Annotated in this window: 22 protein-coding genes and 1 pseudogene; 9 read left to right on the forward strand and 14 right to left on the reverse strand. The window is 69.1% G+C overall.

Going from position 1 to position 23664, the window contains the following annotated elements:
* Position 1: 1 nt before the first annotated feature.
* From FDZ84_RS29015 to FDZ84_RS29050, 8 genes and pseudogenes are all read left to right on the forward strand, one after another.
* Entirely contained in the window at positions 2–1114 is a 1113-nt protein-coding gene (locus FDZ84_RS29015) for a PrgI family protein (protein WP_168588451.1), read from the forward strand.
* Complete coding sequence (locus FDZ84_RS29020) at positions 1111–3000, forward strand: VirB4 family type IV secretion system protein (protein WP_168588452.1); 1890 nt, start codon at positions 1111–1113, stop codon at positions 2998–3000. The genes FDZ84_RS29015 and FDZ84_RS29020 overlap by 4 nt, the downstream gene beginning before the upstream one ends.
* Before the next feature lie 49 nt (positions 3001–3049).
* Positions 3050–5539, forward strand: coding sequence for a type IV secretory system conjugative DNA transfer family protein (locus tag FDZ84_RS29025; protein ID WP_168588453.1), 2490 nt, complete (start codon positions 3050–3052; stop codon positions 5537–5539).
* Positions 5540–5626: 87 nt separating this feature from the next.
* Positions 5627–6658, forward strand: coding sequence for a replication-relaxation family protein (locus FDZ84_RS29030; RefSeq protein WP_168588454.1), 1032 nt, complete (start codon positions 5627–5629; stop codon positions 6656–6658).
* 27 nt (positions 6659–6685) lie between these two features.
* Positions 6686–7621 (forward strand): M23 family metallopeptidase, encoded by a 936-nt coding sequence (locus FDZ84_RS29035; protein ID WP_168588455.1) that lies wholly within the window; start codon positions 6686–6688, stop codon positions 7619–7621.
* 217 nt (positions 7622–7838) lie between these two features.
* Positions 7839–8597, forward strand: a complete 759-nt coding sequence (locus tag FDZ84_RS29040) for a helix-turn-helix domain-containing protein (protein ID WP_168588456.1) — start codon at positions 7839–7841, stop codon at positions 8595–8597.
* Positions 8598–9788: 1191 nt separating this feature from the next.
* Complete coding sequence (locus tag FDZ84_RS29045) at positions 9789–10088, forward strand: hypothetical protein (RefSeq protein ID WP_246869293.1); 300 nt, start codon at positions 9789–9791, stop codon at positions 10086–10088.
* Positions 10088–10261: pseudogene (locus FDZ84_RS29050) on the forward strand (IS256 family transposase); the annotation flags it as partial. The gene FDZ84_RS29045 and the pseudogene FDZ84_RS29050, both read left to right, overlap by 1 nt.
* Here FDZ84_RS29050 and FDZ84_RS38155 read toward each other — a convergent pair.
* The 6 genes from FDZ84_RS38155 to FDZ84_RS29080 all read right to left on the reverse strand — a co-directional run bounded on the left by FDZ84_RS38155 (position 10224) and on the right by FDZ84_RS29080 (position 15994).
* Positions 10224–10634 (reverse strand): hypothetical protein, encoded by a 411-nt coding sequence (locus tag FDZ84_RS38155; RefSeq protein ID WP_210435828.1) that lies wholly within the window; start codon positions 10632–10634, stop codon positions 10224–10226. The pseudogene FDZ84_RS29050 and the gene FDZ84_RS38155 sit on opposite strands and share 38 nt — an antisense overlap.
* A 200-nt stretch (positions 10635–10834) precedes the next feature.
* Positions 10835–11272: a hypothetical protein gene (locus FDZ84_RS29060; RefSeq protein ID WP_168588457.1), complete on the reverse strand. Its 438-nt coding sequence runs from the start codon at positions 11270–11272 to the stop codon at positions 10835–10837.
* Positions 11273–11467: 195 nt separating this feature from the next.
* On the reverse strand, positions 11468–11821 hold the full coding sequence (locus tag FDZ84_RS29065; RefSeq protein WP_168588458.1) for a hypothetical protein: 354 nt from the start codon (positions 11819–11821) through the stop codon (positions 11468–11470).
* Positions 11822–11937: 116 nt separating this feature from the next.
* Entirely contained in the window at positions 11938–13695 is a 1758-nt protein-coding gene (locus tag FDZ84_RS29070) for a VWA domain-containing protein (RefSeq protein ID WP_168588459.1), read from the reverse strand.
* 40 nt (positions 13696–13735) lie between these two features.
* Positions 13736–14953 carry an AAA family ATPase gene (locus FDZ84_RS29075; RefSeq protein ID WP_168590429.1) on the reverse strand — a complete coding sequence of 406 codons (1218 nt, stop codon included), beginning with the start codon at positions 14951–14953 and terminating at the stop codon, positions 13736–13738.
* A gap of 699 nt (positions 14954–15652) precedes the next feature.
* Positions 15653–15994 (reverse strand): Lsr2 family protein, encoded by a 342-nt coding sequence (locus FDZ84_RS29080; RefSeq protein WP_168588460.1) that lies wholly within the window; start codon positions 15992–15994, stop codon positions 15653–15655.
* 144 nt (positions 15995–16138) lie between these two features.
* On the opposite strand from FDZ84_RS29080, the gene FDZ84_RS29085 reads away from it, so the two are divergent.
* Positions 16139–16690: a histone-like nucleoid-structuring protein Lsr2 gene (locus FDZ84_RS29085; RefSeq protein ID WP_246868511.1), complete on the forward strand. Its 552-nt coding sequence runs from the start codon at positions 16139–16141 to the stop codon at positions 16688–16690.
* 144 nt (positions 16691–16834) lie between these two features.
* Here the strand turns inward: FDZ84_RS29085 and FDZ84_RS29090 are convergent, their stop codons facing one another.
* The 8 genes from FDZ84_RS29090 to FDZ84_RS29125 all read right to left on the reverse strand — a co-directional run bounded on the left by FDZ84_RS29090 (position 16835) and on the right by FDZ84_RS29125 (position 23644).
* On the reverse strand, positions 16835–17224 hold the full coding sequence (locus FDZ84_RS29090) for a hypothetical protein (RefSeq protein WP_168588461.1): 390 nt from the start codon (positions 17222–17224) through the stop codon (positions 16835–16837).
* Positions 17225–17447: 223 nt separating this feature from the next.
* Entirely contained in the window at positions 17448–20393 is a 2946-nt protein-coding gene (locus FDZ84_RS29095) for a LysM peptidoglycan-binding domain-containing protein (RefSeq protein ID WP_168588462.1), read from the reverse strand.
* Positions 20390–20809: a hypothetical protein gene (locus FDZ84_RS29100; RefSeq protein WP_168588463.1), complete on the reverse strand. Its 420-nt coding sequence runs from the start codon at positions 20807–20809 to the stop codon at positions 20390–20392. The genes FDZ84_RS29095 and FDZ84_RS29100 overlap by 4 nt, the downstream gene beginning before the upstream one ends.
* A complete protein-coding gene (locus FDZ84_RS29105) occupies positions 20806–21240 on the reverse strand; it encodes a TadE/TadG family type IV pilus assembly protein (RefSeq protein WP_168588464.1) in 435 nt (144 codons plus the stop codon). Before FDZ84_RS29105 ends, FDZ84_RS29100 begins: the two co-directional genes overlap by 4 nt.
* Positions 21237–21656 (reverse strand): TadE/TadG family type IV pilus assembly protein, encoded by a 420-nt coding sequence (locus FDZ84_RS29110; RefSeq protein WP_168588465.1) that lies wholly within the window; start codon positions 21654–21656, stop codon positions 21237–21239. The genes FDZ84_RS29105 and FDZ84_RS29110 overlap by 4 nt, the downstream gene beginning before the upstream one ends.
* 18 nt (positions 21657–21674) lie before the next feature.
* Entirely contained in the window at positions 21675–21908 is a 234-nt protein-coding gene (locus tag FDZ84_RS29115) for a hypothetical protein (protein ID WP_168588466.1), read from the reverse strand.
* Positions 21909–21956: 48 nt separating this feature from the next.
* Positions 21957–22850 carry a pilus assembly protein TadB gene (locus tag FDZ84_RS29120; RefSeq protein WP_168588467.1) on the reverse strand — a complete coding sequence of 298 codons (894 nt, stop codon included), beginning with the start codon at positions 22848–22850 and terminating at the stop codon, positions 21957–21959.
* On the reverse strand, positions 22847–23644 hold the full coding sequence (locus FDZ84_RS29125) for a type II secretion system F family protein (RefSeq protein ID WP_210435194.1): 798 nt from the start codon (positions 23642–23644) through the stop codon (positions 22847–22849). The genes FDZ84_RS29120 and FDZ84_RS29125 overlap by 4 nt, the downstream gene beginning before the upstream one ends.
* Between the last annotated feature and the right edge of the window lie 20 nt (positions 23645–23664).

Consider the following 23664-nt stretch of genomic DNA (forward strand, 5'->3'; position numbering starts at 1 on the left):
AATGAGCTTCCACGAGACCCGGACAAGCGGGTCGTATACGGTTCGCATCCCGTCTGATGTGGACCGTGAAGACCGCATCCTGGCGAACCTGACCGCGCGGCAGCTGGCTATCCTCGCCGTCACCGGCGCGGCGCTGTATCTCGGCTGGCTGACGACCCGGACTGTCGTGCCGCTGCCGGTCTTTGTGGTGCTGGCGCTGCCGATCGCCGCGCTCGTCGTGGCGCTGGTGCTGGGGCAGCGCGACGGAGTGTCGCTGGACCGGCTGGCCGTGGCCGCCCTCCGGCAACGCATGGCCCCCGCGCGTCGCGTGACCGCCCCGGACGGGGTGCAGCCCGCCCCGGACTGGCTGACCGCCCGCGCGCACCACGTCTCCCACCCGGGGCTGGACGCGTCCCGGCTTGGGGCGGTGGAGTTGCCCGCGACAGGAGTGCGGTGCGCATCTGCTGCCGAGGCCGGTGTGGTGGATCTCGGCGCGGATGGGCTGGCGGTGGTGGCCGTGGCCTCGACGGTCAACTTCGCGCTGCGCACCCCGGCCGAACAGGCCGGTCTGGTGGCCGGTTTCGGGCGGTATCTGCATTCCCTGACCTCCCCGATTCAGGTGCTCGTCCGCGCTGAACGTCTCGACCTGACCACGCAGATCGCCGACCTTCGAGATCGTGCCGGGGGATTGCCACATCCCGCGCTGGAAGCCGCCGCGGCCGAACACGCCGACTACCTCAACTATCTCGCCGGGCACGCCGACCTGCTCCGCCGCCAGGTCCTGCTCGTCCTGCGTGAACCCCTGCAACACGCCACCACGAAACCCGGTTTTCTCACCTGGCGGCGCCACAAGCGCACCACCACGAGCGTCCCCGGGGATGCGGCGCGGCGGGCCGCCGAAGCACGCCTGGTACGACGGCTGGACGAAGCCACGGATCTCCTGGCGCCTGCCGGGATCGTGGTGACGGTCCTGGATGCGGGGCAAGCCACCAGTGTGCTGGCCGCCGCCTGCAACCCCGACCGCGTCCTGCCCACTTTCGCCGCCGCTGTGGCCGGTGCGGAGGACATCATCACCACCCCGCCCGAGCGGCACGATGATATCGCCGGCGAGGACGAGTGGGGGCGAGTGGCATGAGGGCCCGCACACGGCAGCGTGCCGCACAGGAAGCGAGTTCGGTGGTGTTCGCGCCGGAGGCGCTGAGTATCGGGGCTCGGCATGTGACCGTCGGCGGGGACTGGGCTGCGTCTTTCGCGATCACCGGGTATCCCCGCGAAGTCCACCCGGGGTGGCTGCAGCCCCTGTTGACCTATCCCGGCCGGCTGGATGTGTCGCTGCACGTCGAACCGATCGATCCCACGACCGCCGCGAGGCGCCTGCGACACCAGTTGGCGAAACTGGAATCCGGTCGCCGGCACACCGCCGAGCATGGCCGCCTCGCGGACCCGCAGATGGACGCGGCCACCGAGGACGCCTACGAGCTCTCCGCCCGGATCGCCCGCGGCGAAGGCAAACTGTTCCGCCTCGGCCTCTACCTCACGATCCACGCCAGCACACAGGAGGCGTTGGCTGATGAGGTTGCCGCGGTCCGGGCGTTGGCGGCGTCGCTGTTGCTGGACGCCGCACCCGCCACCTACCGCAGCCTGCAGGGCTGGGTGTCCACCCTCCCCATGGGACTCGATTTACTCGGGATGCGTCGCACCTTCGACACCAGCGCGCTGGCCGCGGCGTTCCCCTTCACCAGCGCCGACCTTCCTCCGGCCGATCCGACGTCGGTGTCCGCGCCGGCGGGGGTGCTCTACGGGTTCAATGTGGGCAGTCAAGGGCTGGTGCACTGGGATCGCTTCGCCGCCGACAACCACAACAGTGTGATCCTTGGCCGCAGCGGCTCCGGGAAGAGTTACCTCGTCAAACTGGAGGCGCTGCGTTCGCTGTATCGCGGGGTCGAGGTCGCTGTCATCGACCCCGAAGATGAATACCGGCGTCTGGCTGAGGCCGTGGGTGGCACCTATCTCCACCTCGGTGCCGACGGTGTCCGCGTCAATCCCTTCGATCTCCCCGTCACTACCGGTGCCGATGGCACGCGCACCGCGCCGAGAGACGCGCTCGTGCGTGCAAGCCTGTTCCTGCAGACCGTGATCAGTGTGCTCCTCGACGCGCCACTGTCGGCGGGGGAGCGGGCAGTGCTGGATGAGGCGATCGCCGCCACCTACCGCCAGGCCGGGATCACCCCGGATGCCCGCACCTGGACCCGCCCCGCCCCCACCCTCCGCGATCTTCGCGACACCCTCACCGCCACCGGCCACACTGTCGCGGCCGATCTCGCTGCGCGGCTGCACCCCTATGTCGACGGAGCGTTCCAGGACCTGTTCAACGGGCCCACCACGACTCGCCCCGACGGGCACCTTGTGGTGTTCTCGTTGCGGGATCTGCCTGCGGAACTCAAACCCATCGGCACCCTGCTCACCCTGGACGCGGTGTGGCGGCGGGTCACCCACCCCGTGCTCCGCCGGCCGCGGCTGGTCGTCGTCGATGAGGCCTGGCTGCTGATGCGGCAACCCGCGGGCGCGGAGTTTTTGTTCCGGATGGCCAAGGCGTCCCGTAAACACTGGGCCGGGTTGACCGTGGCGACCCAGGACACCGCCGATGTGCTCGGCAGCGATCTCGGCAAAGCCGTCATCGCCAACGCCGCCACCCAGATCCTGCTGCGGCAGGCCCCGCAAGCGATCGAGGAGATCACCCGCACTTTCGATCTGTCCGCCGGTGAACGCCAGTTCCTGCTCGCAGCCGAGCAAGGGCAAGGGCTGCTGGCCGCTGGCACCCAGCGCGTGGCCTTCCACACCGTCGCCTCACCCACCGAACACGCCCTCGTCACCACTGATCCCGCCGAACTCGCCGACACCCCACACTCGGAATCCACTATGGACTCCGGATACGTCGAGCTCGGTCAGACCACGACGCACCTCGTCGGCGATGAACCCGGGACTGGCGCGGGCGACATTCGCCTCCCGTGCTCAACCTGACCACCCGCGTGCCGATTGAACTGGACATGTCACCTCGAGGAGGTGCGGTATGCCCGCCTTGCCGTCTGCAGTGATCAGCCTGGTCGGTGGAGGGATCGAAGACTATTTACGGGACCCGTGGGGTGCTCTGCAGCTCGCCCTCGGGTACCTCGGTGACGTGGCGATCGCCGCCGCTCCTATCGCCGCGCCTGGTCTCGTCGTCGGGCTCGTCGGTGTGGTGGGCGGGCGTTGGTGGTGGCGTGGTCGCTGCCGTCGGCGCCTCATCGAGAACGCCCGCATGGTGACGATCCTCGCACCGCCCACAGTGGACCCCGCGGGGGGAGCGGCGTTGTGGGCGCACCTCGTTGGCCTGCTGCGCCCACGATGGAAACGCCTTCTCACCGGCCAACCTCACCTGGCGTGTGAGTACGTGTTCTCCCAGGCTGGTGTCGCGATCCGGTTGTGGGTGCCCGGCGTCATTCCCCCTGGGCTGGTCGAGCGGGCGGTGGAAGCGGCCTGGCCCGGGGCACACACCCGCACCAGCCCCGCCGAACCACCCCTGCCCGCGCCCAGTGCGGGGCAGCGGCGAGTGCTGGTCGGCGGAGAGCTCCGGCTCGCGCGACCGGACGCGCTGCCGATCCGGACCGACTTCGACGCCGACCCGATCCGCGCGTTGATCGGGGCACCGGTCGGCCTGGACCGCGAGGAGCACGCCTGCGTGCACATCCTCGCCCGCCCCGTGACCGGGCGCCGCCTGACCCAAGCCCGCCGCGCCGCCCGGCACACCCACACCAGCAGTCACCTGGCAGGCCGGGTCCTGGACCTCATCACCCCGGGCAGGGCTACCCGCCATCGCGGCAGCGGCCGGGAGGTGGCGCGTCGTGATCCGCAGACGTCGCTGGAACACTCCGCGGCCAACCGGGCGATCGTGACCAAACAACGTGGCAGCCAGTACGAGACCGTCATCCGCTACGCCGCCGCCACCCTGCTTTCCCGCACCGCGACCACGACGGAGGTCGACGCGGCGAGAGCGGCGGCACGGGGCCGGGCGCACGCATTGGCGGCCTCGTTCGCCTCCTACACCGGCCACAACCACTACACCCGCCGCCGACTCCGCCACCCCGATACCGCCTTCGCCCAGCGATCTCTGCGACGGGGCGATGTGCTGTCGGTGCCGGAGCTCGCGGCACTGGCACACCTGCCCACCGATGACGCCATCCCCGGAATCCAGCGGGCCGGGGCCAAAGCCATCGCCCCACCACCGGGCGTGGCCACTCCCGGCCCGCAGGCCAAGCCACTGGGCGTCACCAACACCGGCCATCCCCGCCCGGTGGCGCTGCGGGTGGCGGATGCCCGGCACCACCTGCATGTTCTGGGCGCCACCGGATCCGGGAAATCGACCCTGCTGGCTTCCATGATCCTCGCCGACGCCGAGGCCGGCCGCGGCACCGTGGTGATCGACCCCAAAGGCGACCTGGTCACCGACGTCCTCTCCCGCCTACCCCGCGCCGCAGCGGAGAGGGTGGTGCTTTTCGACGCCGACGCCCGCACCCGTCCACCCTGCCTGAACCCCCTCGATGGTGGGGAAACCGACCTGACCGTCGACAACTTGGTGTCGGTGTTCCGCCGGGTTTATTCCGCGTTCTGGGGCCCGCGTACCGACGACGTGATGCGCGCCGCGTGTCTTACCCTGCGCGCCCAGGACGGCACCGCCACCCTCGCCGACCTGCCCACCCTGCTGTCCGAGCCCGCCTTCCGCGCCCGGGTCACCGCCGCCGTGACCGACCCGGTCCTCACAGGATTCTGGTCCTGGTATGAGGACCTTACCGACGCCTCCCGCAGCCAGGTCATCTCGCCGCTGATGAACAAACTCCGCGCGTTCCTGCTGCGGCCGTTCGTGCGTGACGCCATCGCCGCCGGACCCTCCACCATCGACATGACACAGGTCCTCGATGGCGGGATCTGTTTGCTGCGGATCCCGAAAGGCACGCTCGGCGAGGAAACCACCCGGCTGGTCGGCTCGCTGGTGGTGGCACGGGTCTGGCAGGCCACCACCGCCCGCGCCGCTATTCCGCAAGCCCAGCGCCGGGACGCGGGCATGGTCATCGACGAGTGCCACAACTTCCTCAACCTGCCCTACCCGATGGAGGACATGCTCGCCGAAGCCCGCGGATTCCGCCTCGCGATGACCCTGGCGCACCAGCACCTCGGCCAACTCCCACGCGAGCTGAAGGAAGGGATCTCCACCAACGCCCGCAGCAAGATCTTCTTCAACGCCAGTCCCGAAGACGCCCGCGAACTCGCCCGCCACACGTCGCCACGGCTGTCCGACCACGACCTCGCGCACCTGGACGTGTACCACGCCGCAGCGCGACTGGTCCTGCACGGCGCCGAAGCCGAGCCCTTCACCCTGCTCACCCAACCACTCCCACCACCCATCCCCGGGCGCGCCCGGGAGATCCGCCGCATCGCCCGGAACACCAACCACCAACCGGCACCACAACCCACCACCGAAGACGAGCACCAGGCGCGCAGCGCGGATCCCCGCCGCAACACCTGACCACCACACGAGCCTTCGACGCGACTCCGCACACGTCGCGGCGATATCAGCCTGCCCATGACTCTCTGGTCTGGAGGTGCTTTTCCCGTGATCACCAAACCCACCCGGCAGCACGCGTTGCACGGACTCAAACCCGCACGCCCGACCCCGCGCGTCGCCAACTCCGTTGAACACCAAGCCATCTTGGCCTGGCGGCTGACGCCCCGCGACAAGTGGATCATCCGGATGCTGCACGAACACCGCGTGCTCACCGCCACCCAGATCACCGCCTGCGCGTTCCCGTCGTTCCGCTCCGGCCGCCAGCGCCTGCGCGAGCTGTTCCAGTGGTCGGTCATCGACCGCTTCCAGCCCGCGATCGTGCTCGGCACCGCACCCATGCATTACGTCCTCGGTCCCGCCGGCGCTGCCGTTCTCGCCGGCGAATACGGGCTGGACGTTAAAGACCTCGGCTACCGCCGTGATCGGACCATGAGCATCTCCCACCACCAGCGCCTGGCCCACACCGTCGGCGTCAACGAATGGTTCACCACCCTCATTAGCCGCGCCCACTACCACCCTGGGGAAGTGCTGCGTGCGTGGTGGTCGGAAACCCGCTGTGCCCGTCACTTCGGTGACCTCGTCCGCCCGGATGCCTACGGCCGTTGGCGCACCGCGAGCGGGGAGACCGAGTTCTTCCTCGAATTCGACCTCGGCACCGAGACCGTGGCCCGCGTCGCCCGCAAACTCCACGGCTACGCCCACCTCGCCACGGCCACCGCCATCACCACCCCCGTGCTGGTGTGGCTGCCCACCAGTCGCCGCGAAGTCACCGTCCGCCGCCAACTCCACCGCATCTGGCGCGACCTCGACCAACCCCACCGAGTCCCCGTCGCCACCGCCGCAGCCGATCGTCTCGACCCCGGTACCAGCCACCCCAGCCCCGCAGAACCCATCTGGGCGCCCCTCACCACCACCACCGGAGGCGACGCTCGGTACCCCTTGCAGGACTTGGCTGATGTGTGGAGTCTTCCGGCCCCCAGCACCGTGAACGACCCGTCGGCGGGCGTGACTCCGAAGGGCGTGCTCCCGCCGCCCGAGCCCATGCCGCCAGCACCCGGGCCCCGCCGGGTCTCGAGGTGATTAGCCCTGTCCGCCCTTGTCAAGACCGTGCTCGCCGTCGTGGGCGGGCTCGTCGTCCTCATCGTGTTCATGGCCGCTGGCGCTGCCGGCGTCGTCACCACAGTCCTCGGCGGTACCCATCAGACACGCTGCACATTCGCCGGGGACGAGACGCCCGCCGTACCCGGCTACACGCCTGAGCAACTCGCCAACGCCACAACCATCATCACGGTCGGCAAACAACTCGACGTGCCCGAACGCGGATGGATTATCGCGCTGGTCACCGCCATCCAGGAGTCCCGGCTGCGTAACCTCGACTACGGCGACCGCGACAGCCTCGGACTGTTCCAGCAACGCCCATCCCAAGGCTGGGGTAAACGAGAACAGATCCTGGACCCCGCCTACAGCGCCACCCAGTTCTACCGGCACCTACTCGCCGTGCCCGGTTGGCCGGCGATGAGCATCAACGACGCCGCACAAAAAGTCCAGCGCTCCGGTTTCCCGCACGCCTACGCCCGCCACGAACCCGCAGCACGACAACTCCTCACCGCCCTGCACGGACACCCCTGCACCAGGACACCAGCAGCGGGGGAGTGGACTGTACCCGTGCAGGGGCACTGCACCTCACGCTTCGGGCCCCGCGGCACCGGCTTCCACCGCGGACTGGACATCGCCGCACCACTGGGTACTCCGATCCTCGCCGCCGGCAGCGGCACCGTCCTCGACTCCGGACCCGCCACCGGCTACGGCCTGTGGATCCGCATCCAGCACCCCGACGGGACCATCACCACCTACGGACACAACAACCGCAACCACACCCAAGCGGGCCAGCAAGTCCGCACTGGAGCGCTCATCGCCGAGGTCGGAAACCGAGGCGAATCAACCGGACCACACCTGCACTTCCAGATCGAAGAGCACGGGGAGCCAACCGATCCGGTCGCATTCTTCCAGCGGCACGGCGGGCCGGCCCTGTGCGACCAATGACACCCGTGCCTCCAGAACATCACCACGCCCCGGGCCGATCGCAATTCGCTGCGACCGGCGGAATGGGCACCGGCGCGCCCGATCGGAGGAATGTCTACACAAGACAGTCATCGTGTTTCGGAATCCGCTTGACAGAACCGGTCCAACGAAGCGTCCATGTCTGTGTAGCCCGCTCGACCGGCAGCGCACCGGGGGCTGCAACCGCCCCCCGGGGGGCATGACCGACACCGATCCCAAACAGGAGCGAACCGTCATGCCCAGAAAGAACGACAACGCCCGCACCACAGCCAAGCAGCGCCCCCTGAAAGCCGTTCCCACAGCCGACACCGAGAGCAACCCGACGCCCGCGCGCACCGAATCCCAGGACAAGGTGTGGGCCGCACTCCACGCCAACCCGGGCGCCACCACTACCGACATCGCCGACGCTGCCGGAGTCGGCCGGTCCACAGCCGGAAAGATCCTGGCAACGTGGGCCAAAGACGGCAGCGTCACCCGCATCTCCGGCATCGGCGACGGCGGACGCCGCAGCGCCGACTGCTGGACAATCACCCACACCGACCAGATCACGCCCCCGCGCGGAGCAGCTTCCCCCGCACGCGATGACACCACGCCACAACCGGCTGCCGTGGAGGAGCCAAGCCAGCCGCAAAGCCCCGACCAGAACGACGCATCTACTACAGAGGAAAAGGAATCCGCGGAAGACGCACGAAAGGCCAGCGGCATCGACGATGCCCCTGGCCCGATCATCAAGGGGCCTCGCCTGAGCAAGGGTGAATTGCGCGGCATGGTCGAGGACTACCTCACCGAACACCCCGGCGAAGAATTCAGCCCCAACACCATCGGCACAGCACTCAACCGCTCCTCCGGAGCCGTCAACAACGCACTGGAAAAGCTCGTCGCCGACGGCTACGCAGTGCAAACCCAAGACAAACCCAAGCGGTTCGCCGCCAAACAAACCGACGCACCCGCCAGCTAAACCACTCACCGACGACGGAAATTACGTAGCAGGGCCAGGCCCCCGGAGGGGAGCCTGGCCCTGCGGTGCATTGGCCGCCGACAGCCGCCACGGCCGAATTTGCGAGGGTGAATCATGGGACACCGTGGGCTGGAATGAGCGTCGCCTTGCCCGCCGGTAGGGCACGTCGACCCCGAGGGGCTGATGCCCGACTGGACGCGCTGTGCTCGGCGACGTCCCGGTGGCGCCAGCATGGGCTGGATCGCCGGTGACCCGGCACAGCGGATTCGTGGGTGTCCCCGGTAGAAGACGGCCTACGGCTGATTGGCCATGACTGCCGTTGCCGTGCCGAACCGTGAACTCACCGCAGGAGGAAAGGGCCGTGGGCTCGGGGGCTGTGGGTGGAGGGCACACAGCCTTCCGCCCACAGCCAGTGCTCTCACTTGGTCGGCGCTGCACCGACGGGAGTGCCACCAGGTCTCATGCGAAATCCCATGCAAAGCACCCGCGATGCAGCGCTGCCACTCATTTCCATGCTGTGATTGGCTTCGTTCGCTTTCAGCAGCAGCGTTTGTTCATCGGTTCGGGAGGCGGCTGAGGCGGTTCGGTTGTCCGGGATGTGCATGGGAAATGACGTCACTGCGCAGAACGGCCCGCTGCCGTCGAGGGGGCAGCGGGCCGTTGAGATGGACTTGTGGGCCTCCCGGTGGCAGGCGCCGAGAACCAACGCTGAGCCCTGTCGAATCGTGATCTTGGTGCTGTTTCGCGCACCCGGACCCGCTGATCACTTGCTGTGTCCGTACATGGACATGGGTGCGGTGGCGCGCCCATGTCCATGAAAGCCAGGCTCCCAGTGGCGGGAATCCTGGAAGCTGTTGCACTCAGCGTTCTTTGAGGAGATCGGGGTGGAGTGCCTGCGTGATGACCTCGCCGAGGCCCATGAGAAGCGCGTGAAGCTCCAGATGACGAGTGCGGTCGACTGGGGGAGAGCGTGACGTCCACGCGAACAACGGCGAGAGCCGCCGCGCCGTGTCGCGAACCGTCGATGCATGACATCTGTCATGCCTGTCCCGTGCGGGGCGCGGAGTAAACCCATGATCCGTGACACTCTGTCACGAACCTGCTCCGCTTTTACAATCCGACCCTGGGCGGCACCGACTTCACACCCCTGTACCAAGGCGCGGGCCTGTTCTCGCTCGCCCTGCTCGTCCCTTGGTCGACTTACGCCGCTGTCACGGTCCCGGTCACCACGCTCGTCGGCGCCGCGCTGATGGCCGGGCGCACCCCCGGGGGGCGAAGCTCGCGGCACCGGCGGCGGCGCTGGGGTTCGTCCTCGCACTCGCCCTTACCGCCGGGAACATCGTCGTCGTCAACTGGAGCATCGACACCATCGTCGGCCGTGCACGGCGGTTTCCCGCCGTAGCGGTCGCCGTGTGGGCGCTCACCCTGGCGGCGTTCGTCGCCGTGGTCCCCGGGATCCCCCTTCCCGCGCGCGCATCCGCCACGCGGTGAACGCTCGCGGCCACTTCCCCAGCGAGCAGGCTGCCTTGAAGTGCGTCTATCTCGCAATCATGAGTCTTGATCCCGCCGGGACGGGCCGCAAGCGCTGGTCCAACCGCTGGAAGAAGGCCCTCAACACCTTCGAGATCACCTTCGACGGACGCCTGTCCGCCGGACGCCGATGAAACCGAAATCAACAGTTACACCGAAAACTTGACAGCCCCTGAGGGTGTTTCGGCAGCCTGGTTGGTGGGCGGGGTCGGTGTAGAACTCGTGGACGGGTTTCTTGTTGTGGTCGGGGTCGAGGTGGTCGCCGAGGTCGGCGAGTGTCGCTATGCGGGCAGTCGGCACGTCCGCGCCGCAGCTGGGGCAGGCGTCGATGAGGAGCCATCCGTCGCCGGTCGTGGTGAGGTCGGGGACGAACCGCCAGGAGCGTGATATGTCGGTGATGATGATCAGGTCACCGGGGACGGGGCCGCTTCGGGCGCGGTAGGTGCGGTGGGCATCGTCGGTGACGGTCACCCACGCCACCGGGACTTGCAGCGCGGCCGCGATCATGCGGGCCACGCGTGCGCGCCGTTTCCACAGGGTCCACTGTGGTGGGCTATCGTGACGGTGGTCGAAGCCGTCTGGATCGGCTGCGCGCAGAGACCGTGCGACGTTGACTGCACGCAGAGCAAGCCCGCAACGGCCGTGTGCGGGGGATGGGGCGGTGTGGGGCATCTCGTGGCTTCCCGGCTGGTGGTAGTCGGACATTGTCATGGGGCAAGAACGCCGCTGGTGTCCCTGTCGTTGAGCAGGGGTGTGGGGCAGTCGCTGCATTCGTCCCGGCCGAAGCTGGTGATGAAGGCGCACTGCTTCTCGTGTGCTGTGGTGAGCGTGATCGAGCCGTTGATGTGCGGGATGATCAGAAAGGGATGTCCGTGTGACTGTGCCCAGGCAATGTCGTCGGGCTCGATCGTGGTCTCGCCGGTGTAGCCGTAGGTGGTGGCGAACAGTGCGTGCAGGGTGGCAATCAGCTCGGTAGTGGGGAGGTTGACTCCGGGAGAGTGGGCGAGGATCGCCTCGGCACGGTGGAGAAGCCGGTCGGCTGCGTGGCCGAGCTCGTTTGTGGGAGAGAGACGGCTTGTCCGGGGGTGTGTGGTGCCGGTCAGCCAGTTTTCCGGGGCGTCGTCGGTGAGGTGGGTCCAGGTCACGTTGTCGGCGAGGATTTCGGCGATGGCGTAGCTCTGGGGGTGTCGAGATGGCGATGGATTCGTACGCGGACCGTCCGGTCTGCGATGCGTGCGATTCGTTGGTATTCGTAGAAGTCCCAGGTACTACGGCAGGTTTCAACAATGATGCTGTGCGACACGACTGTGTTCCCCGCATTGGGTTCGTGGTGTGTTCGGTCAGGTCGCGGGGTTGGTGTCCTGGGGCCCGGTGCGGTGCGCCTGCCGGTAGGCGTAGACAGCGGCCGAGAGGGGTTCTCGCAGGGCTTGCATGCTCGCGACGGCGGCGTCGTAGTTTCCCGAGTCCGAACACGATGCGAGGCTGAAGAGGTGACGGCTGCCGTCGGCGACACCGTGTAGGTAGCGGGAGATGCCGTCGGCGATTCGCTTGGCCGCGTCCTGATGGTAGGCGAAGTTCTCTGCGATCACCTTCAGCACGATGTCGACGGGGTGGGTGTCGTCGAGTTCTGCGCGGGTAATACCCGCGACTTCGGTCAGGATCTTGTCGGTGCTGTTGACACGGTTCTCTGGCAACGCTCTCTCCTGTCCTGGGGTTTGCACTGTGGTCAGTTGGTGCCGTGGAACTGGCTTTCGCTTGGGGTGGCGACCGGGTGCCAGGTGGCCGGGTGTCCGGCCACCTGGCGGGGCGGTTAGCGGGCGGCGCGCAGTGCTGCGGTGGCGGCGTGGCCGATGGCGTGCGCGGTGGCGGTGGGATCGGCGAGCGGGTGAACGGTGACGCCGTGCAGTGGGTTTACGCGGGGGCTGTCGGGTGCGAGCCACAGCACGGCGCATCCGTTGGCGCGCAACCGATCGACGCGGCGCTGTCCTTCTGCACGTGGGGCGTCCCGGAACCGGCCGTCGGAGACGATCACCAGCAGCCGCGCGGCTGCGGGGCGGGAGAGGTCCAGGGCTCCGTCGAGGGCGTCGATGGCGCGCGGGATGTCCTCGTAGTTGTCGTCGGCGTCGAACTCGGTCACGTGCGCGGGGGCGGCATCGGGGCGGGTGATGGCGCGCACCCGGTTCCCGAAGATCACGGTCGCGGCGGCGGCCGGTATCTGGGCGTGGTGGGCGGCGTGGCCGAGGATCCAGGCGGCGGAGGCGACCGGCCCGGCGAAGGCCCGCATGGATCCGGACACGTCGCAGGCGATACCGAGCCGCAGTGGCGGGCTCGGTGCGATGCGCCGGGTGGTGCGGGTGAACGGTTCGGCGGTCGGTAGCGCTCCGGCGGCGCGTTGCGCGTCGGCGGCCAGTGCGCCGCGCATCCGCAGCCGCCCGGGTGGCGTGGGCGAGGTTGTCTTCGTCGCTACACGGTCGCGGATTCCAGCGGTGCTCAGTGCGCGACCGAGGCCGCGCGCGGCAGCGCGTTCCTGCCCTGTGGGCGGTCGTGTCCCGGTGATGGTGGTCTTCCCTCTACGCGGCCCGCCGATGGCGGAGAAGACCTTCCGCGCGGCTTTCGCGGCGTCTTGTTGTGCCTGGCGTTCGGCGCCCGCCGCGTCCGCTTCGGCCGTCGCGGGGTCGGCGGGAGCCTCTTCGGCGGCGACGGCTACGGCGGTTCGCCGGGCGGCCGTGGCGATGGCGCTGGCCAAAGGTGAGGGAGTCCCCGTATCACCGGGGGTGGCTTCCGTGCCGCCTGCCCCGCTGGTGGGGGAGGGACGATCTGGGTCGGTGCCGAGGACTTCGCACCAGCGGCGGCCGAGGTCGATCATGGTGTCGGCGTCGTTGTCGTCGACGTGGTGGGCGGCCAGCCACAAAACTCGTAGCTCGTCCAGGGTTGAGGTGCCGAGGAGGGAGTCGACGACGTTGCCGACGGTTTTTGTTTCGTCGGGGGTGAGGATTCCGGCGTCGGTGCGGGCCAGCAGCAGGGCGGCGGCGTGGGCGGCCGCGTGCGGTGTCATGCGGGGGGCGCGGGTGGGGTCGTTGGCGTGGGTGTCGGCGAGGATGAGGTGGGTGGCGCAGGCGCGTAGCCAGTGCCGGTCGTCGGGGCGGCGGCGGATCTGGTGGGCTTCGATGCGGGATTCTTCGAGCAGCATCGCGGCGTTGACCGCGCCGGGTGGGGCGTCGCGGGGCGGTTCCCAAACGGAATGGCGGGCGTGGGCGCATTCGTGGGTGAGCAGGCCCCACGCGGTGGCGTAGCGGGCTCGGTCGCCGAGGCGGTCGGGGGTCATGGTGGCGGGGTCCACCGTGCCGAGGTGGGTGCCGTCGATTTCGATCGTGGCGTGGTGCGGGAAGTAGCAGGCGGGCGACCCGTGCCCCGCCCCGGGCGCGATGGTGACGAGGAGGTCTTCCCGGTCGGCTATGACCGGAACCTCGTCGGTGAGTGTGGCGGACAGGCGCAACCACACGGCGTCACGGGAGGAATCGAGGCGGGTCTTGCCGACACCGGTATCGGTGATCAGATGCGTGCTCATGGGGATCGTCCTTCCAGGACTTCCGAACGTGGCGGGTGGGTTAGATGCGTGCGCCGAGTGCGAGCGGTTCGATCACGGTGCCGAAGGCGTCGCGTACGGCCGCCGCTACGGTGTCGCGGTCCTCTTCCGGCGCGATACCTACGAGGTTGGCGGCGGCAGCGTCTGGGCCGAGTACGGCGGAGATGCGTTCGAACGCGATCAGTTCGCGAAGCTGCGGGGCCCAGCGGACCTCGCCTTTGCCTTGGCGCGTCGCGAGATTGCGCGCCACGCGCACCGCGCGGCGGTCGATGTTCAGTTGCTTGGCCAGTTCGAAGTCCGTGGAGACCTGGATTTGCGCGGAGAACCGTGACGAGAGGGCGTCGGTGAGGACCGCGCCGTGCACGCCGGGGTTGTGTCCGGCGACGACGTAGAAACCGGGCTCGGCGGTGACCACTTCGCCGCAGTTGGCTTTCACGGTGATCTGGCGGCGTCCGTCCATGGCCGGGTACACCACGGCCAGCACAGTGGGCGGGATCAGGGTGGCATCATCGATGAACAGGCACCGGCCTTCCCGCATCGCGGTGACCAGGGGGCCGTGGACGAAAACGTAACGGCCGTCCGGGGTTTGGGTGTATTCGCCGACGAAGTCCGCGACCGTGGTGTCCCCGTCGCCCTGCACTGTGATCAGGTCCGGGAAGGCGGCCTCGACGACCGAGGTCTTCCCGGTTCCGGGGGGCCCGTACAGCAGGGAGGACACGCCTGCGGCGCGGAGCTTGCGCAACGCGGTGACATCCGGCAACCCGGACAATTGCCGGGGGTGGTAGGTCTGCCCGTTCGGGCGGGTCACCGGACCCGACACGGGCTCCTCCTCCGGCGGCACGGGAGTCGGGTGCGGCGCCTCTGGTTCCGGTGCGGCTGGCGCGGGTGCGGGTGCGGCTTTCCGGGGGCGGCGCGGGGCCTTGGCGGTGCTTCCCGCTGGTGTGCTGGGGGCGGAGGCGGCACCGGCGGTCGCGGCCGTCGCCCGGTAACGCAACGGCATGAGGGAGGTCCTCTCGGCCTCCCCGCGATCGGTGAGCACCTGCAACGCGTTACCGACCGCGCCCGACGAGCGACCCAGCTTTTTGGCTATGTCGCGTGGCGTGAATTCCGTTCCCGCGTGATCGGCGAGGCATTCGGCGACGATCCGCCGCAGTTCGCCACTGCGCAACCGCCCACCCGCCGCAGTACCCGAGGGCACCGGAGCGGGCGCGGGCGTTGCTGGCGAACCGGGCGGTGTCATGTGCAATTCCCCTTCGGTGGGCCACACAATCGGCGTCCCGGTTTCGGCGGCATCGCCGGATTCGCAGGTTTCGGCGGCAGGGTGGATCGCGGCCATCAGCACGGTAGCTCCCTCGGTGAACATAGCTCCGCCAGGGGCGGCATTTCGGTGATTTCCCGGTTCCCCCGGTGATGGTTCAAAGATAGCTCTGTGCCGCGCACGATTCAACAAATAACGCCCCATTTTCAAAGACTCTTCTCGAATCACCCAATAGGGGCCGACCTGCCGTTATTTCGAAATCGCCCACATTTCCAATTCAATCCCAAGCGCCGGCGAATAAGTCACTGAAAGCGGTGGCTTGAACAGTTTCTGAAAAATGAAATGAAAACAATAATAGTGGGGGGAGGTTATTTACCGGGAGACGGGCAGTGAAAGGCGTGGTGGAAGTTCCTGACGTGATGCCTGGCCGCCCGCCCGTCTCGATGTTTCTCCCGGCCTGTGGCCAGGCCAGTCGGGGATACCCGCGGATCCCCGGTAAGGCACGCTACGCAGCGCGGGACCGCCGCCCGAGGGGTGGTCGTCTAAGCGCCACCTCCTGCGGATCCCCCTGGTGATCCTCCCTATGCACCCCCATATCCCCGGCGCAGACCCGCGGCCCCGCCGTCCACCGCGTGGCGCGAGACGGGGCCGCGGACCTGTGGCCGGCGGCCCCGCCTTCGATTATCGAGCGTTGTCGTAGGCTTCGACGATCTCGGCGGGGATACGGCCCCGGTCGGACACCTGAAAACCTTGTTCGCGAGCCCAGATGCGAATGGCCAGGTTGCGTTCTTTGTCCGGGACTTGCGGCGCGGCAGGTTTGGTGGGCTTGATGGTCGCGCGCTTTCGCCCTCCGGTCCGGCGGGCATGAGACACATAGGGTGTGAGTGCGTCCCGAAGTTCGGCGGCGTTGTCCTGGGACAGGTCGATCGTGTAGTTGACTCCGTCTAGGCTGAACTCGACGGTGGTCTCAGCGGGCGTGCCGTCGATGTCGTCGACGAGCGCAACGGTGACTTTCTCAGCCATGTGGTTCCTTTCGTTTGTCCGGTATCGTGAATGCCGGACGCCGGTACGGAAACGGATTGTAGGGCAACGCCCGGGAATAAAACCCACGGAGCGCCGCCGCGTCCGGGTGGATTACGGTCACGGCATTTTCCGGAAGTGTCGCAGGTGCTGGCTGTCGCGGGTAGCGGTGTTCTATGCTTTCGCGGCAAGGAGTACGTGCTGACTTCAGGGTCCCGGTCATGGATCTCTGGACTTGATATGTGGATGGTGCTGTGGCTGAAAAGACCGTGGTCGAGTTCGTCGATGACATCGACGGCTCACCCGCCGAGTGAGACCATGACGTTCTCTTTGGACGGGGTGGTCTATGAGATCGACCTCAACGCCCACCACGCGCAGCACCTTCGGGCCCTGCTTCAGCGCTACATCACCCACGCGCGTCGGGAACCAGCCCACAGCCGAAACCGGCGCGGCGAGCGTGATCAACGCCAGGCCCGCGAGACCAACAGGGGCCTGACAGTGCAGATTCGACAGGCGGCCCAGCGTACCCGCGAGCACCTCAGCCACAAGCCTGCCTCGGAGAAAACAGACCAGACCGATCCACAGCCCCCGGCGGGGATCGCGGAGTTCACGGTGGTGGACTCGCACACCACCAAGAAAGAGCCGCGCAATCCCATGCGTGCCCCTGAGTTGGCGCCTCCGCAGTTTTCATCGGTCTAGCAGCTCCGGCAGGCTGCCCTGCTGGCGGCGCGGGGCGCTGCCGGAGCCGGGTGGACTTGGTGTGCCGACGGTCAGAGCGCCCCTCGACACTGGGGCGGCCTGACCGTCGGCACCGCTGGCCGGGTTCTTCATGGCGACGGGCTTTTATGTGCGGCGGGCAGGTACGGCGCGCAGTCGTGGTGAGCTTGCGGTGTCCTGTGGTGCTGCGGTGTTCTGGGGTGCTGTGTTGGCCTGTGGTGCGGGCAGGGCGGCGTGGATCAGTGGTGCGGCGCGGTAGGTCCAGCCTGGGCCTGCGTTCTTCCAGCAGCCCAGCATCAGCCAGCGTCCGTGGCGGGTGAGCCACAGCCAGACGTCGACCAGGTCGGGATCGTCGCCGTCGGCGGGGGGAAGGAGCTGCAGGACAACGGTTCCCGCGGGGAGGGTGGCGGGGCTGAGGTTCGGCTTCCAGGCCCCGGTGAAGCCGGTGAGGGCCTGGTGGGGGTCTCGGTCGGTGGAGGTGATGACGATGCCGCCGGTGTTGCGGGGCATACGCATGGGCGGCGGGGGACCCAGGGTGCAGGTGAGCCGGGTACGCGCGGCAGGTGAGGGACACGGCGGTGCCGGCGCCCGGTTCAGCCGTGGGCCAGGGGCACGCAGTTGCTGTGCCGGTGGTGTGTGAAGCCGCGAACGGTCTACTGAGGACATTTCTGTTACCTCCATTGGTGACATTCGATTCGTAGGGGCCAGTGGTATATGGACGCTCCCGTCAGGGGCGCTGTCAACCGGGGTGTGGCGTGGCGGGGTGAACTGCACCGGTGTGGCGTATGACGGTGTCGGCGTGCGGTGGTGGGGGAACCGACCGGATCACGTGCTGGGCGTGGCGGTGTTGCAGCGCGGTGGCCAGGGTCTGGGTTTCTGGTGCGGGTTCGCAGTCGATGTCCCGCAGCCGCACTTCGAGCAGCGCGAGGGTGCGGGGGATGCCGTCGTGGATGCCGAGACGGTCTTGCAGTCGCATGATGTCGCGGTAGAGATGTTCGTTGTAGGGGTCGAACCCGGTGGCGGTTTCCAGCAGTTCCAGGGTGTGCCGGGGATCGTCGGCGACGTGGTGGCGGGCGAGTTCGCTGATGGCATTGATGGCGGTGCGTTGCGCGGCGTGCCGCACGGGGTGGATCCATTCGGAGTCGATGCCCGCACCCAGCTCGCCCCGGTAGGCATCCACGATCTCGCGTAGCACGGTGAGTCGTTGCGTCGTGCTGCGTGCACGGCGGCTCTCGGAATCGGCGTCGGCGAAGTGGTGGTAGTCGACGTCGACGAGATCAGGGTTGAGCCGTAGATGCCGGTTGTGGGTGTCGACGATCTCGCCGGCCAGGCCGTGGGTAGCGCGGGTGAGGGTGGCGCGCAGCCGGGAGAGGGCGGTGTTGAGCGCGTTGGTGGGCCGCGCCGGGGGACTGGTGTGCCACAGGTCGGCGATCAGCGTGTCGCGGGCAACACCCTCGGGATGCACGGCGAGGTAGGTGAGGAGTTCTTGCTGGCGTGGCGCGAGCTCCCCGGTGATCTCCCACCCGGTACCGGATTCGTCGCTGCACGACAGGGCAAAGCAACCCACAACCCGCAGCGACAGCACCCCAGCGTTGGTGTCCGGCGTCTCGGTCATCCCGAAGGATTCCGTGCTGGATACCGGGTCCTCCGTGCCGCCAGCGGCGCCGCTGTCCCTGGACCGGCAGGTCCCATCAACCTCTGGCAGAGAGGTTGATACGGAAGCCGTCGACGGCGTTCCCGCCTCGGCCGCATTGCTTCGTGGCTGCTGGGGTGCGACGTGGTGGGCGAGGGTGAGGAGGTCGTCGGCGGCGGGCGGAGTCGCTGTGAACATCCGGACGCCCACCAGATCTCCCTTGGTGCCCTCGGGAATCGCTGAGGTCACGATCCCGCCGGCGTCGATGGTCAGCGTGGTTCCCGAGACCGACGGTCCGAGCGCGAGCACGACCACACCGCCCGCGGTCGTGTGCGATCGCCGCAACAGGGCAGCGGTCTGGACCGGCAGTGGTGCGCGCACCACGAAAACCTCGAGGCGCTGGTCGTCCTCGCCGGGGCCGCTGGTAGCGGTGGTGAGGTCGTCGGTCACCTCCATCGGGTGAGGCAACCCGCCGTAGTTCGGGAACAGTTCGGTGGCGAGGGATTTCTGCAGCACAATCCGCGGGCCGTGGCGGTGCTGGAGATCGAGGATGAGCGCCCGCATCGCGTCCTCGGCGCCCGGCCCGGTGAGCCCGAGCCCACCGAGGGCCGTCAGGTCCAGCCGCACGGTCGCGTTGTCGTCGACACCGAGCTCCGCGACTACTTCGCCTGCTGCGGCGGCACTATCACCGGTCTCGTGCTCGTGGTTGTGGTCGGCGGTGGGGGATTCGGTGTCGAGGCTGGGTTGGGTGGCGCGAAGGTGGGCGAGTTTGAGCTGATACACCGTGGGAGCAACGGGGTAATCCGGCGTCGGTGCGGCCCCGGGGCGCTGGGTGCGGCGGTGGCGTGTGCGGGCGAGGACCAGTGCGGCACTCGTGGCCGCGGCCAGCCCCAGGCCGAGGAACACCCCGGGCGCGATCTCCACCCCCGGCCCCTGTTCCGGCGCAGCGACCGGCTGTGCAGCCGACCGGCCGTGATCCTCAGGTGACGGAGCCTGATGGTGTGACGTGGTCTCGGGCGGCGTGTGATCGACAGGTGCGGGCGCAGTGTGCTCCGCCGGGGGCAGTGCGAGCCGCCAGCCGGGGAAGAGCATGTCCGGGTCGCGCAGAACGCGCCCGTCCGGTTGTGGCTGGTGGGCGTTGAGATCGGCGATCTCCTGCCATCGGTCGGGGTCGCCGAGCTCGCGTCCGGCGATCGCGGTGAGCGTGTCACCGGGTCCGACAGTGATCCACCGCGCGTCCTCGGCAATGACCGCGGGGGCGGGGAGATGGGTGGCGTCGCCGGGCAGCAGGAGGACCGAACCGGTGAGCAGGCAGTGGTCGTCGCCGATGCGGTCGGTGTTGAGGTCGGCGATGTCGGGCCAGCGGTGGGGATTGCCGAGGTGGCGTGCCGCGAGGCCCCACAGGGTGTCGCCGCGAGCGACCTCGTAGCGGGGGTAGTCCGGGCGCAGGTCGTCGCTGATGGTGGTGGGGGTGCTGGGTTCGGGCAGGCCGGGGGGCCCGCCCGAACCCAGCGAGACGGTGGTGCCCTTCTCGTGGGGCATCGGGAGGACACCACCGGGGTACTGGGGTGCGGTGACCGCCACCGGATCTGCCACCGGGGCAGCGGAGACGGTGGAGGGGGTGCTGGCGAAGGTCGCGGCGGTCACGAGCGTGGTGATCCACCCGCGGGGTCCCATCGCCGCGACACGCTCACGCGCCCGGCCGGCGCCGTAGCGCAGGAGGAGCAGGAGATCGCAGAGGCTCCACCACAGCATCACCAGCCAGCTGCCCCACCCGGTAGCGACGATGAGCAGGAGGAGGGCGCCGTCGTAGCCGAGGTCGAGGCGCAGGGCGTGCCAGGTGTCCTCCAGCCAGGGCAGGAGCTGGTCGATCAGCGGCGGCGCCCACGGGGAATCGTCGAGCACCGGCCACGACAGCGTCGGCATCGTGATGACCTGCCCGGCGAAGGTCAAAACGACGGGCAGTCCGATGAGGAGCACGGTGAGGCCGAGGACGGCGGCACCGGCGCGAATCCGGCCGGCCGTCGTGGCGCGGGGCGGGATGGGGGTCATGGTGTGCTGCCGGGGGTGTTGGTGCCGACGGCGAGTTGCGCGGTCGCGGCGCCGGTGACGGTGTGGGTGTTCCACAGCAGCCCGATCGCGGCCGACTCTGAATGCCAGACGGTGACGTGCACGGTCCCGGCGCCCTCCAGGGTCACCGTGCCGGTGTGGTGGGTGGTGGTGAGGTAGCGGCGCGCGGCCGCGGCGGCGTGAACGGGGTCGAGGGTGATGGCCGGGCCGCGGGTGTCCAGAGCGGTGAGCGCGGCACGGGCGGCTTCGGCGGCGATGGCGTCGGCGCGTGCGAGCACGCGGAGCCGGTCGGCGCCGTCGACCAGGACCGCGAACACCAGCAGCAGACACGGCACGAGCACGGCGATGAGCACGCTGACCGACCCCTCATCGGGTAGCCGCTGGGTGTGGCTGGTCATGACCGTGTCCGGTACGGGTCCACGGGACTGCTACTGGCCGCATCGAGCCCGACCGTGCCCGGCAGGCCGGGCAGGCTGGTGAGGTCGGACAGCGTCACCGTGCAGCGCACCCTGATCGTGACGACCCCCGCTTGTCCCGGGCGGGTACCGAAGCCGCTGGTGTCCAGGGTGTGCTGGATGTCCGTGCACGGCAGGTGTTGGTCGCCGAGCACTCGTGTACCGGTGCCGACGGCCGCGGCGTGAGCGGCGGTGGGAGTGCGGGCCAGGGATGCGGCGCGGGCGGCGGCGGTGGCGGCGTGCTCCAGCGCGGTGTGGGCGGTGACGATCCGGCCACCAGCGACCATGAGCACCAACACCAGCAGCACAACCGGGGTCAGGACGGCCAGTTCCACACTGGCCGAGCCCTCCTCATCGAATGGGTCCAGTGTCATGGTGTGCTCCCGGGGGTGGTGAAGCGCTCTTTGACGGCGCTAGCTTCCTGCTCGACGCGATCGAGCCCGGGGATGGGCAGCAGGCGGGGTGCGGTGGCGGCCACCCGCACCGTGACCGACCGGTCACCGATCTCGGCGGTGACCACCGGGGCGTCCACGACCGTGCCCGCGCGGGCCAGGAACGCGGTAGCGGCCGTGTGGGCGTCGCGGGCGGTGCCGGTGACGGTGCGGGCGGCCTGGACTCCTTGCTGGGCGGCGGCGAGGCAGAGGGTGCGGGTGTGCCACCACAATCCGGCCTGCAGCACCGTGGCGAGCAGCAGCAGCGCCAGCGGCGCAAGCACGGCGAGCTCGACCGTCACTGATCCGGTGTCCCGCTGGGATCCCGGATGTCTGATGTGGAGAGACGTGGCGTTCATGAGCGCATCCCGGGGTGGTTAGTGGATTTGTCCTTGGTATTTGGAGACCACCGCGGTAATCGCGGCACCGAGGCCGAGTGCGGCGGCGAGCGCGATCGCGGTAAGCACCGCCTTCTCGGTGCTTTCCGAGCCACGGTCATCGAAGCGTGCCCGCATCCAGCGGTCCTGGACGGCCTGGCCGGCGATGACGATCCAGGCGGTCACGAGCATCACTGCGGTCATGACATGGCGACGGAGGTGTGTGATCAGCATGGCGTTTACCTTCCTGTTTCTGTTGGTGCACAACGGCACACTCTGGGTTCATCCCGTGAGAAGACGGACGACGGCGGGGTAGAGGACCAAGAGGAGGAACCCGAGCATGAGCGCGGTGACCGGGAGCGTGAGCCGTTCGGTTCGCGTGTTGGCATCGGCCTTGTCGGCGCTGATGGCGGCGGCGCGCAGGCTCGCGGCCTGGGTGGTGAGGCTGGTGGAGATCGCGGCACCGTCGGCGGCGGTGGCTGCCAGGTCCGCGACCGCCGCCAGCTCCCGCACCCGCACCCGCTCGCCGAGGTCGCGCAGCGCATCCCACGGGGAGTGTCCACTGTGCTCGGCGTGGGTGAGGGTGCGGTGCAGGCGCGCGAATAGCCAGTGCTCGCCCACACTGGCGGCCTCGCGCAGCGCCGGGCCGGGGGCGTGGCCGGCGGCGCGTTGCTGGGCGATGAGCTCCAGGTACACCGCCAGCGCACGACGTCCGTCCTCCCGCGCCCGCCGCGCCTGGTCCCGGATCTGCCAGACCGGCACCATCGCCCCCACACCACCCGCGACACACACCATCAGCACCGACACACCCAGCGGGAACACCACCCCGACGACGGTCGCACCGAGGGCGAAGAAGGCTGCGGTGGTGAGGCTTGCGGCCGCCCACCGCGCCCGCGCGGCCACGTAGCCGGCGGGGGTGCGGTCGAGCAGGTCGAGATCGTGCACGGGAATGCCCAGCCACGGGTGCCGGGCCCGGTGAGCACGCTCGGTCACGCGGGCGAGCAGACCAGCCCGCCGTGCTTTCCAGCCGACGACCGCGCGCGTGCGCGTGGTGAGGTGGCGGACGGCGGCGGCGAGGTCCATCGGCGCCGGCCCGGCCACGACCCGCACACAGGCGGCGAGCCCGAGCCCCAGCACCGCCCCCAGGCCGGCGGCGATCTGAAGTACGGGGTTCATAGCTGGCTCCCGAGGTAGCGTGACCTGGGCGGCGTGGTGGACAGGCGGTGCATCCGCCACAACGCTCCCGCGAAAATCCCGACGACCCCGGCCAGCACTGCTTGCCCCTCCCACGTGGAAAACGGGGCGAGGTAGGGGTGGGCGAAGACCAGCAGCCCACCGGCCATGACCGCGGTGATGGCCACCAGAGTCCGCACCGTGGTGCGGGGTTTGGCGCGGTCGGCCTCGATCTCCCGTTGGGCCGCGACGCGCGTGTTCAGCCCACCGGCAAGGGCATGCAGGTTCTCCACCAGACCGCGGCCACCGGAACGCACGCGCAGCAGCAACGCCAGCACAACCTCGTCCACAGCCGGGTCGGCAACCTCGTCGGCGAAGACCCGCAACGCCCGCTCCGGTCCATCACTGGAAAGCCGGTCAGCCAACCGTCGCAGCGCCCCGGTGAGAGGTTCGGGCGCGGTGTCCGCGGAGCGGGCGAGCGCCTGATGCAGGCCGCCGGCACCGGAGGCCAGCAAATCTCCCACCCGCCGAGTCCACACTGCCAGCGCGTCCTGCAGCGCAATCGCATCCCGCGGCCCGGCCGGTGCCAACAGGACCGGCAAACCCACGACAGCCGCGACCGCAGCGAGACCCGCGACCGGCCACCCGCTGAACCACCACACCCCGCACGCGACGGCCGTGGCGAGCAGTCCACGTCGCCACCAGCGGCGGACACGCCGCCACACCGAAACCCGGAAGCGCCCCGCTGGACGCCAGTCGAGACGCGGCGGCGCGGCACAGGTGAACAACCCCAGCACCAGCCCACCACCGAGCATGA

The organism is Saccharopolyspora sp. ASAGF58 (assembly GCF_012277335.1).
Taxonomy (GTDB): Bacteria; Actinomycetota; Actinomycetes; order Mycobacteriales; family Pseudonocardiaceae; genus Saccharopolyspora; species Saccharopolyspora hattusasensis.